At 38.0% G+C, this 11,180-nt stretch carries 8 protein-coding genes; 3 read left to right on the top strand and 5 right to left on the bottom strand.

The window, feature by feature from the left end:
* Positions 1-47: 47 nt before the first annotated feature.
* The 4 genes from F947_RS03180 to F947_RS03170 all read right to left on the bottom strand — a co-directional run bounded on the left by F947_RS03180 (position 48) and on the right by F947_RS03170 (position 4,992).
* Positions 48-1,133, bottom strand: coding sequence for a hypothetical protein (locus tag F947_RS03180; protein WP_004972066.1), 1,086 nt, complete (start codon positions 1,131-1,133; stop codon positions 48-50).
* A gap of 12 nt (positions 1,134-1,145) precedes the next feature.
* Positions 1,146-2,339 (bottom strand): YagK/YfjJ domain-containing protein, encoded by a 1,194-nt coding sequence (locus tag F947_RS03175; protein WP_004972064.1) that lies wholly within the window; start codon positions 2,337-2,339, stop codon positions 1,146-1,148.
* A gap of 317 nt (positions 2,340-2,656) precedes the next feature.
* The gene (locus tag F947_RS14170) at positions 2,657-2,881 is read right to left on the bottom strand and encodes a helix-turn-helix transcriptional regulator (protein WP_004972062.1); all 225 of its coding nucleotides are present in this window, start codon (positions 2,879-2,881) and stop codon (positions 2,657-2,659) included.
* Between the two features lie 446 nt (positions 2,882-3,327).
* Entirely contained in the window at positions 3,328-4,992 is a 1,665-nt protein-coding gene (locus tag F947_RS03170; protein ID WP_004972058.1) for a hypothetical protein, read from the bottom strand.
* Between the two features lie 1,065 nt (positions 4,993-6,057).
* Here F947_RS03170 and darT point away from each other — a divergent pair.
* The gene (gene darT / locus F947_RS03165; protein WP_004972057.1) at positions 6,058-6,708 is read left to right on the top strand and encodes a type II toxin-antitoxin system toxin DNA ADP-ribosyl transferase DarT; all 651 of its coding nucleotides are present in this window, start codon (positions 6,058-6,060) and stop codon (positions 6,706-6,708) included.
* Positions 6,708-7,787: a type II toxin-antitoxin system antitoxin DNA ADP-ribosyl glycohydrolase DarG gene (gene darG / locus F947_RS03160; RefSeq protein WP_004972055.1), complete on the top strand. Its 1,080-nt coding sequence runs from the start codon at positions 6,708-6,710 to the stop codon at positions 7,785-7,787. The genes darT and darG overlap by 1 nt, the downstream gene beginning before the upstream one ends.
* A gap of 17 nt (positions 7,788-7,804) precedes the next feature.
* On the opposite strand, the gene F947_RS03155 is transcribed toward darG, so the two are convergent.
* Entirely contained in the window at positions 7,805-9,088 is a 1,284-nt protein-coding gene (locus tag F947_RS03155) for a tyrosine-type recombinase/integrase (protein WP_004972053.1), read from the bottom strand.
* Between the two features lie 321 nt (positions 9,089-9,409).
* Between F947_RS03155 and F947_RS03150 the strand changes: the two genes are divergently transcribed.
* Positions 9,410-11,095, top strand: a complete 1,686-nt coding sequence (locus F947_RS03150) for a hypothetical protein (RefSeq protein ID WP_004972052.1) — start codon at positions 9,410-9,412, stop codon at positions 11,093-11,095.
* The last annotated feature ends 85 nt before the right edge of the window (positions 11,096-11,180 follow it).

The raw sequence follows: 11,180 nt of genomic DNA, 5'->3' as shown, positions 1-11,180 counted from the left end.
AACCATAGCTACACTTCGCAGCTATGGTTGATTTGACTTGATCAGGATTAGAATGCGAACTCAGTGTATTCATATTTCAATGAGCTTTCACCGAATGGACGTAGCCAATAATCCGTGCCCACTAGATACATTTTCAGCTGGTTCAATTTGCTGCCTATTAGCGACTGATCTAGGTCATAAAAATTTAATGGAGCTATCGGCTCTGGGTAGGTATGAAACAGTGCCCGTACCAGTGTGGGATCAAGAAAGGGGAGTTGTCTAATATCGAGCTGCTCTGTAGTGCTGTACCCCACAAATGGCTGTAGATCCTGACATAAGATCGTTTCATTAAATGGCACAAAGTTAGTATCGTCCTTTTTGACAAAGAAGATCAAACGCTTCGTGAGTGTGCCATCTAAATGCATTTCCCATTTCGCAAGAATCGAAAAAACGTGATTGTTATTACGATTTTTCCATACTGCTTTGATGAGTGGCTGAGAAATTTCATTCAGAATATCAGTGTCTGTGTAGTCCTGAAACCCATCGCCATAAGCTCTAATCGTGGTATTTTGATCGAATCGGACTTGCTTCACTGTGATCGAGTAGATTTCAAACATCTTATTCGACTCGTAAATATTTCGCTCACAGAAACGATCATATTTGCTGCTCATCTGCTTGTATGAATTGATCCATCGTGTAGTTTTACTGCGTTGCTCACGGGTTTTCAGTTTAATTTTAAAGTCCTGCATAAAGTAATCGAACGCGTGTTCAAGTGCTGGGCTCACGAATCGAACACCCACCAAATTGTATCTTTGAAACATTGCATATAATAACTCTACAATTGGAAGCATCCTGCAATTGGGGATTCCAGGGTTGAAATACTGGTTGCAGCTCATGTCATCTGAAAGTTCAAAAAATGATTGACCAAGTTTGGTAGGCGTGAACATAGTTTGATAATTGGAATCGGCCGCGTGGAGCGTTACAAGTTTTGATGTTTTTCGCTTTGCTAGTAACTTGGCGAAACTTTCATACACATCTAGATGGCACCACTTAATTCTTGGTTGAACAGTCACGCCGACATTATGAGAGAATGCCTGCGTAATGTAATTTAATGCACTCAGTGAGTTGAGTCTATCTTGTGCGGTTTTCATCATTGTGACCTCAAGTTAAGAATTTGAATGAGTTGAAGGTTGGTGTTTGCGTGGTCTACCAGCATTCGATTTCTTTTTAACAACACGACTAATTTGGAATGAACGAGCCGCCTTCATGTTGGTGAACATAAAGTACTGATCAGTTTTGCAAATGTAGTCAAAGGTCTTGATGAGGTTTTCAAGCATTTGTTGGTCGTTGTGGTGAAGCATCCCAATCGCAAGGTCTTTATATTTGTGTTTTTGCATGTTGCAGATAAATGTAGAGCCTTGACCACCACACAGCTTTTTCCAGTAATCTTTAATATATTGCCCAAGACTCATGTCCTGTTGATGTTTATTGCCATCAAAGAAGAAGTAAGCATGGGCATGAAAGCCAGCCCGAACTGTATATTCAAAGCGCAAGATGTAGCCTTCAATATCGTTCAGAATTTTATTGTGGCGAGCATTATTTAAAAACTTGTTTACATAGTCCTTCAGTGCTTTCAGGTCATCTTTTGAATGAAGCTCACATAGGGTTTTATTCCGCATTTTAATGGTCATAGGGTCTCTAACCATTGAAAGATCGACACGAACAACCAGTACCTTAGAAAAGTTCGCTATCAAGCTTCGAATGAGCTGAACGCAACTCTTTTTATTTCTGTTCAGGTTAGAGCGACGATCCGCCAATTTCTTTTTAATCTTAGGTATTCTGAAATAAGCGCGAATCGATTCTATAAACCGATTGATGATGTCTACTTTTTCCTGAATGCTAGTCTGGTCAAAATAGTAATGTCCAAAAATATGAGGATTGCGAATAATCTCAGCATCTGTAGAGGTGAGTTGATCTCTCACCCATAGAAATGCTTCGATTTCAATGCCAAAGCTGCAGATCTTCTCATCAGGGAATGGTCTAACCATAATTTCAGCTAAATTGCATAATTGGTCTTGATACCAAGGCTTGATCATTAACTGATAAGCTCCCTGCTTCGATTTCAAGTGATTCGGGTTCCATTGAAAGCTCGCTACATCACCTTTGTGTTTGTTCACGAGAGAAACGAATGAAGCCGCCTTAATGAGAGGAGCTGAGTACATATCCATATCGTGGATAAACATGAAAGGTTGATTGTGCTCGTCGCAATAAAAATCAGTGCTTTTTAGAAGCTGCTTCTTCATTTGAAGGATGCTGAAATCATCTGCATCATAATTCAGGTTTAATTGATTAATGCTCATAGAGCTATATCTCCAGAAAATGTGCCAGAGATAGCCATGATTATTAAAGATGAGTCTTCCCTTGGACACTGTATTAGAGCAGTGTCCATCCATATATATTATTGAATATAGAGTATTTAGGTCATTACGCTATTGCTTGCTATGCAATAGCTCATCAGTATGTATATAAGTAATCTGTTAATTATGTTACCTAAGTAAATGATTTAATACCTAAATTGCTCAATCAAAAATCTGCTATGATTCGTGGGAAGCGCAAACTTTAATGTATCGGCTACACAAGCACGTGCAAAAAAATTGAATGTACGAAATTAGTCCGCTTAGACAGACTGATTACGCAACACAGCTTTAGACTCGATCCAGTCAAGCACTTCGCTTAGTCGCCAGCGACTTAGACGCCCAAATTTAATTGGCTGTGGAAAGGTTGGATCGTATCGTTTGGACTTTCGACTGAGTCGGTCATAAATTGTTGACCGTGACAGTCCTAGTAGTGTTTCGAGCTGTGCTCGGCTGATCATTCTTAACTCGGGGTTGTGAGTATCCATCGGTTACCTACCTAATTAAAAAGGTTAAAGATCACGTTGTCGGTATGGAGTGAGACAACGTAGAACCAATTTAGAAAATTAGGAGGAGGTTTTAAAACGAACTGCGTGGAGGAAAATGCACTTTTATAAAAAAAGTGAAAAAATTTATGTGGAGCCTTATTTTGAGGTCGTGGGGGTCAATTTTACTTTGACATTTGTAAGTAAAAAGGGGGCAATTTTTGAATGCTGTTGACAACACAGGGGCTGGCTTTTAGGTAGCTCGCTGAACAATAGTTAGTGAGCTACTAATATCATCACACTCATCTAGTCAGCGAAACTGAATGGGTTACAGCTGTTAAGCTATGTGTGAGCTGCTTGAAAGGTTGCTGACGTTTAAAATGCCCATATTGAAGAACTACAGGCATATCAGCTAGACACCTGACCTAAATTTAAAATAGGCATAGGCTTCAGGTCTCACTTAAAATTAAGCTTTCAAGTTTTTGTTTTAGTTCAGGATGTTTGTTTAAAAAAACTTTGGTATCTGGAAGAAAACGGTACACGTATGGTAAATTCTTTTTTTCACTATCTGCAGCATTAAGGGACTCGATCTCATTTTCTTTTTCCTTACTTTTTGCTTCATTTTTTCTTTCAAGGTCTTCATTATCCTGAAATGTCCTAACTTCAATGAGATTTTCGAGAATTTTTTTGTATTTAGATTGTAATTTGATCTTATTATTTTTGTTTTTTTCCCACAATTCCTTCCCAAGGAGTGGTCCAGGGTATATTGCCTCTACTTCTTTACATCGCTTAGACTTAGGCACTCTACAATGCCTAAATTTTATACATTGCTGAGATTTTTTACACAGCTGAGATTTCTTACACTGTTTAGATTTCTCACACTCATTAGGTTCTTTACACTCATTAGGTTCTTCACACTCATTAGGTTCTTCACGCTCATTAAGTTCTTCACACTCATTAAGTTCTTCGCACTGCTTAGATTTTATACACTTCTCAATTTCTTCTGATTTTAGACTTATTATTCTATTTAGTGTCAAGGGATCGATTATTCTTATAACTCTTGAAGTTTTCTTCCTACTTTTCTTTCTACTTGTATTCCATGACTGCTTCCCTAAGATTTGATTAATTTGACCAATACTTTTCGTCAAATCACTTATGCGTATTTCATAATAATTTATAATGCTTTCTTTCACATCAGGAAAAATAATTTCGTTAATATAATCCGCTAGATTGTCAAAACGCTTATTATAATTATCTTTAAGCTCGCGTTTTTCTGCTGACGAAAGTTTGTTTTCAGGGTTTTCGTTGAGTATATGTTGACTGTACTTTTTTAGTTTTTTGACATCATTTGGGTGAAATCCGACTAATTCCCAAAGTGATTCTTTGTTGTCTTTGTATTTTAGATAAAAATTTTCCAACCACGTCTTATATAAAGCATCCTTTAGTTTATTGAGCTCATGAGATAGGTTACTTAACTGAATTTTTTCAATTTTATTTAATATTTCATGAATTCTCTGGAGATACTTATAGTAGGTAATTACATACTCTTGTTGTGGTTCTAGCTGAATTTCGGGTTCACTCACTGAATGGTCTTGTGTTTGGTTTTGCTGAGAACCTAGGTCTGAGTTTGATTGCTGCTCAGTTTGCAGATTTTTATTCTGAACTACATGCTTGAAACGTAAACCTTCAATATGATTTGCAAAAATTTTAAAGATGTATTTTCGCTGTTTTTCAATTTCCTGATCAGAGACATCTGTATATAAGAGTTGATTGAAGTCTCTTATTGCGGATAGCAAATCATGAAAATGGGTTGGCAACATCTCATCGGGATGCTTGTGAATGACTGACTGATCTTCTACATGATATTTAATGGGACTCTCTCTTTTTTCTCGGTCGGCTTCCGATTCTTTGAAGATGCCTTGATCAAGTAATTCATACACCTCTTTTTTAAAAACCTGCATATTCGGTGCGGATAAAAGAGCAGGTTTTACGGTACGAAGTGGGGAAGCGAATGATGTTTGTAGGCGATAAAAAATATATCCCTCAATTTCGTTTACATATTCGATTGCTTGCTCACGTTCTGATTTTTGTGCGCTAGTAGAATTTTCTGTCATATTTATTCTCAGGTTAATTTTGCCTCAAAATTATGTGCTGCTTGGGCTAGATTTCACTGTACAACATGTCAATTTTTTTGTACGGACTTGACATTTTTTTATTAATTATCAGTTGATTGCTAGGGTAGTGTTTTTGGGCGATATTTTCACTGTCCACTGGCTTCAAGTGCTGGGTATTTGCCAAGAAAAACAGCCAATATTTCTACCCAAGTTGGCATGTTTTACTGCAGTTTGATCCTAAGCAAAACATGAGCGAGCACCCTAATAAATGTAACCGATATTCGATGAGTGTGCCAAGATTTTTGACTGAATTCCAGTGGAAGGTATCAATTAACTCGCTGATACCATATTGGATGAATAGACTAAATAAGTGGCTACGTGAAATATTTGTTTACAAAATGAGTGTCGGTACTTATTCAATGTTGTTGGATGTTTTTGATCTGTCTAAGTCACTCTAAGTCATTATTTATTATGAATTATTTTTTGACATCGTGTGTTAAATATCAGTATATTTCTGTCATCCAAATAGCAAAGCTCTACTATTAGTGCAGGGCTTTACTGTAATGGTAAATGGCATTTTATTGGGTAGTCATTCATTCATGCGTCAAATTTGTGAGGTTTGGCTACCCTTGTGTAGTTGTTGTAGGACACGCGGAGGAGGAGGAGTTATGTGGCATGGCGGTTGGTGCACTGTGTTGCTGCCGAACCATGCAAGTTACAGGATGAGCGCACAGGGTTTCAGTCTAAGTTGATACCCGTGAACCACTTGTAGCTGTGTAAGCCGCATGAGAGTTGTGCTCTGTTGCATGACTTCATATTTTTTTACATTGGATCACGTCTGTACTGTATTCAGCTGGTGAGGCTGCGTCATGTCTGGTGTGTAGTCAGTATATGTTGTGCTGTTCGGTATCTGTTTATGCCTTGTATAAACAGAGGAGTAGCAGCTGTTGTATTGTCTTGCAATTGCTTGTCCTTTGAGGGGGCTGAATGGCAATCAGGCAGTATGGGCTTCTTGGCGATTTATGCTAAGGTTTCGAAAACTAATTTTTATAGTGTGGATTTGCTGTGCGAACATTTCATGATGTACTCAATCCTGAAAAGGCGCTGATTTGGCGCATAGTTCATCGTGACAATATCCCTTGGATATTGGCGAATGGTCTGCATTGCAGTAACAGCAGTAAACTCAATGAACATTGGGTGCCAATTGGCAGTTCTGAGCTGATTGAAAAGCGTCAGCAGCATCGGGTTCCTGTGGGCACTGAGGGTGTGTTGGGTGATTACATTCCCTTTTATTTCACACCGTTTTCACCCATGCTACTGAATATAAAAAGTGGTCGCGGTGGTGTACGTCAGCGTGCGAATGATGAAATTGTAATCTTGGTTTCTAGTTTGCATGATCTGAAAAAACAGCAGATTCCTTTTGTTTTTACCAACAGCCATGCTTATTACCAATGGACTGAATTTTACACGGATTTATCCGACCTTGATAAAATTGACTGGTCAATTTTGCAGACACGAGATTTTAAACGGGATATGGATGACCCTGCGAAATTTGAACGCTATCAAGCGGAAGCTTTAATTTATCAGCATTGCCCGACAGCAGCGTTGCTTGGAATGCTATGTTATAGTGAGCAGGTCAAAAGCCAATTAGAGTATTGGTTGCAACAAGCTAAAATCAATATTCCTGTGCATGCTCGACGAGGAGTGTATTTCTAATGATTCGATATACCACGGGTAATCTACTCGATGCACCTGTAGAAGCATTGGTGAACACTGTCAACACCGTGGGTGTGATGGGGAAAGGGATTGCCTTGATGTTCAAGGAGCGTTTCCCTAAAAATATGGCAGCGTATAGTCAAGCATGTAAAGCGGGTCAGGTTGTGACTGGTCAAATGTTCGTGACTGAGACTGACGAGTTAATTGGTGCGCGTTGGATTATCAACTTTCCGACTAAGCAGCATTGGCGTGACAAATCTAAAATTGAGTGGATTGATACAGGGCTACAAGCACTTAAAGCATTTATTATTGATCATCAGGTTAAATCTATTGCGATTCCGCCTTTGGGTGCAGGTAATGGTGGCTTAAGTTGGAGTGTGGTCAAGCCTCGAATTGAAGCTGCCTTGTCAGAGCTAGATGGGGTCGAAATCATCATATTTGAACCTACCTCCCAATATCAAAATGTTGCAAAGAAAACAGGGGTAACTCAACTGACACCTGCTCGTGCAATGATCGCTGAACTAGTGCGTCGTTATTGGGTTTTGGGGATCGAATGCAGTCTGTTGGAAATTCAAAAATTAGCGTGGTTTTTACAGCGGGCGATTGAAAAACAGAAATTGTCCAATGAGCTGAAGCTGAACTTTCAAGCGAATTTCTATGGCCCTTACGCTGTTAATTTAGGGCATTTACTGAATGCCTTGGATGGTAGTTATTTAAAATCAGATAAACGTATTCCTGATTGTGATCCACTGGACGTTATTTGGTTTAATGACCAACAGAAACAGAATGTGCAAACCTACCTTTTGACTGAAGCTAAAGGCTATATGGCTGCAGTAGATGAGGCTGCGACTTTAATAGAAGGCTTTGAGTCTCCCTTTGGCATGGAATTATTGGCAACCGTGGATTGGCTTATTCACAAAGAGGGGTGTCAAGCGAATGTTGATGCAATTCAGCAAGGGTTAGCACGTTGGCCAGCTGGTGAACGGTGGGCGCAGCGTAAACTGGACTTATTTAAACCAGAGCATATTCAGTATGCACTGGATAAACTCAATCACTTTGAGCCTACCCAGACGGCATAAGCAGTATTGCATCAGAGTTAAACAGACTTTGAAAATGCATTACAAAATTTAGCCCAATCATTCATTAATCCTTTACGCTTTTCCAGATAGGCACCACGTAAATAGGCGGCTTCCACTTCATCTGGTAATTTATGGGCAAGCACATGCTCACAGACTTCGCGTGGGTAATCGGTTTTGTCAGCTGACCAATCACGGAATGTGGAGCGAAATCCGTGTGTCGTGATTACTCGGTTTTGTTTTGGATCAATATAGCCTAAGCCATTTTCTTTCAGCTTCTGCTCATGCATGCGTTTGATCAACGTGGTCAGAGACATATCTGAAAGCATGCCATCGTTACGTGGAGACGGGAAAATAAAATCTGAAGCCTTGGGATTAAAATGGATTGTATGCAATATTTCCAGTGCTTCTTGAGATAATGGTACGCGATGCTCTTTGTCTGCTTTCATGCGTTCTTTCGGTATAACCCAAATTTTTGATTTAAAATCAATTTCCTTCCAAGTCGCCCCGAATACCTCACCAGAACGGCACGCAGTTAAAATTACAAACTGTAGCGCTTTGGCTGAAATACTTTGTTTTTGCTTTAGCTGATCTACAAATTCAGATACATGTTCGTAAGGCAAAGATGGGTGTGGTCGAGGGGTTTGCTTGAGATTACCTAAGATTGGCTCTAAATTGCCTTTCCATGCTGCAGGGTTGTCTCCAACAAAATATTCCATCGCTTTTGCGTAGTCAAAAATCATTTCTAAGCGACCACGGATGCGTCTAGCGGTCTCATTTTTATCGAGCCAAATTGCTTCCAGTACAGTAGCAATATCAATTTTATTGATGCTGGAAATGGGTCTGTGCCCTAGAGTCGGATATACATAGGTTTCTAGGGTTGTAGACCATTGTTGAATGTGCTTTTGGTTTTTGAGTTCTCGTGTTTTGTTGGCAATCACAATTTGTGCACAATCAATGAAGGTTTTTTCTCGCTGTTTCTGAATACGCAACTTTTCAAGTTCTTCTAGTCTCTGCTTAATTGGGTCGATGCCATTGCGGATTTGCTGCTTTAACTCTCTTGCTTTTTCTCTTGCCTCAGCCAAAGAAACTTCAGGATAGGGGCCTAGACCAATATCTCGACGATGGGTTTTATTTTTTCCGTGATCATCTATGCGCTGTCCAACAGAGACACGCAGTACCCATGATTTAGAATTATTGAAAATACGAAGATGTAAACCATCAACGCCACCTACTGCATGTCTACCATTTTCTTTTAATCTTGAAACGCTCAGTGCTGATAATTCTTTTGCTTTGATTGGCATAGTCTTTGTCCCACATACTGACCCACATAAAGTATTAGAAATGATTAAGCATTGCAAGATTATATTGGAATGTGCTTGATTTAACACTATGAAAAATATAAATATATTGTTTTAATTTGGATATGGTGAAACACTGCTTTTACGGACACCGCTTCCGCCAAATATTACCAACAAAGCCCTGACATTGTCAGGGTTTTGTTGTTTTTGGGGTTTATGCAACGTAAGCCTGTAGTAAGCAAAAAAATAAAACCACATAGCCTTATTGAAATTAAAAATTTTAGCTCTATTAAACTTTAAATATTAGTAAAAAGTTTTGGAATAATGAGCTTAGAATCAGAACAACAAGATTATGAAGAAAGATTAAGGTATAGACTTAAAATTCTTTCAGAACAGTTAAAAGCCGATAAAGTAAAAATCGCTTCACACCTAGCTGAAGGTTTCGAAGAGAGTTTTCGAAATATCAAATATGATGAAAGTGGCGAGATCATTTTAGAGTCTGTTGATGGGCGAATTCGTTCAATGGCTTTGGCTATAGAACATTTCGACACAAGGGAAAAATTAAAAAAAGAAATTTCTTTAGTTGAAATTCAAAAATTATATTTTGACCTGATAGAGCATAATTTTGATTTTATCTATCAACAAATGCTTAAGGCGAACTCTACGCCTCACCATATTGCGGAATTTTTATCAACAAAAGCCGATTTTGTTGACAATATGTTTGAACAAATTCCTGGTTTTATGGATGCAATTATATCATTTTGGAAACAAGTAGGTGATATAGGTTATTGGCATTTAGAAGACAATCACTCAAATCTTACTGGTGTATATGGAGGAGATTTATTTCCTACCCACGATGAAAATATTGCTTCAAAATGTGGTATTTACACGGACACAATTGTTCTACCAGATCCTTATGTACGATCACAGCATATATTTGAATTTTATCCAAAAGAGAAAGCTGTCTTTTTCTTAATAAAGCATGCTATGAATATTCTCAAATATAAAAATTTAGCATGTGTTGAAGATGGAATGCCAGTGGTTGTAATACTCCCTGATTTATCAAATTTGGAAGAGGGTGGTAAAGATTTTATCTATAACTTTTCCCAAAATGATGCATTAATTCATGGTAGTAAATTATTCGGTCAAAATTTTGAGAGTATTGAGGAATTTAATGAGTTTTGTTTAAGCCTTAATACTGTAGAAAAAACAATTCGAGCAATTAAAGATAAGAATAGGTTCTTATTTGATACAAATTGGAAAGGTTCTTTAGAGGAACAAATAAATAGGGCTTTAAATGGAGATGAGCTAAAAGCTCTTAATAGAACAGAGCCAGGTTTGTTACTCCAAATGCAAGCTGTTGGCAGAATGTCGGTGAGTAATGAATTATTACTCAAAGCACGACAGCTTTCAGGAACCCCAATTATTGAAGCTGAAACATCGTGGCAATATTTTAACTGGAAATTAGAATATGATGCCGATAAGGCTCAAGAATATTACGGTTCTGAAAATTTGCACATAATGAAAGGACTAACAGATTTATCTCAAACGGATTTACCTTGGTTAGGCAATATTCCTCCAGAATCATTGTTGGAGCTTAGAAAGCAAGGAGCTTTAGAAGAAATCCGCAATATTTTAGGAAATAATATCAAGGAATTAGTAGAAACTAATCCTACTAATTGTTTTAGAACTAGAGATCAAATATTAGAAAATATTGAGCAAAGTTTTGATAAACATCGTAAAAAACTTGATGAGTTGAAAGCTAAAAATTGGAAATTTGCTGGATTCGATATTGGATCTTGGATTGTTTCTGGAGGAATAGAAATAGGGGCAGCTTTAACTGGAACACCTACATGGGGATTAGCAGTATTAGCAGCTGATCAATTACTTGATGCTCCTAAATTGAGAGAAATACCTGAAAGATTTCGTGATTTGGTTGATCAGAATAAACAAGTTAAGCAATCTCCAGTTGGAATGCTTTTCAAGGTAAGTAAAAAGTTGATTAATTAATTCCTAGTATCGTCAACTAATTGTTGTTGATGTAATACAGCAATCGCTTCCCATTCATCATAAGACAAAATAGGCGGAAAAGCGG

This window comes from Acinetobacter towneri DSM 14962 = CIP 107472, from assembly GCF_000368785.1.
Classification (GTDB): domain Bacteria; phylum Pseudomonadota; class Gammaproteobacteria; order Pseudomonadales; family Moraxellaceae; genus Acinetobacter; species Acinetobacter towneri.
Note: the sequence above shows the minus strand (reverse complement) of the source record. Positions and strands in the feature narration are given on the sequence as shown.

Coding starts and splice junctions, on each gene's coding strand:
- F947_RS03180 (WP_004972066.1), bottom strand. CDS start 1,133: ATGATGAAAACCGCACAAGATAGACTCAACTCACTGAGTGCATTAAAT.
- F947_RS03155 (WP_004972053.1), bottom strand. CDS start 9,088: ATGCCAATCAAAGCAAAAGAATTATCAGCACTGAGCGTTTCAAGATTA.
- F947_RS03175 (WP_004972064.1), bottom strand. CDS start 2,339: ATGAGCATTAATCAATTAAACCTGAATTATGATGCAGATGATTTCAGC.
- F947_RS03150 (WP_004972052.1), top strand. CDS start 9,410: ATGAGCTTAGAATCAGAACAACAAGATTATGAAGAAAGATTAAGGTAT.
- F947_RS14170 (WP_004972062.1), bottom strand. CDS start 2,881: ATGGATACTCACAACCCCGAGTTAAGAATGATCAGCCGAGCACAGCTC.
- F947_RS03170 (WP_004972058.1), bottom strand. CDS start 4,992: ATGACAGAAAATTCTACTAGCGCACAAAAATCAGAACGTGAGCAAGCA.
- darG (WP_004972055.1), top strand. CDS start 6,708: ATGATTCGATATACCACGGGTAATCTACTCGATGCACCTGTAGAAGCA.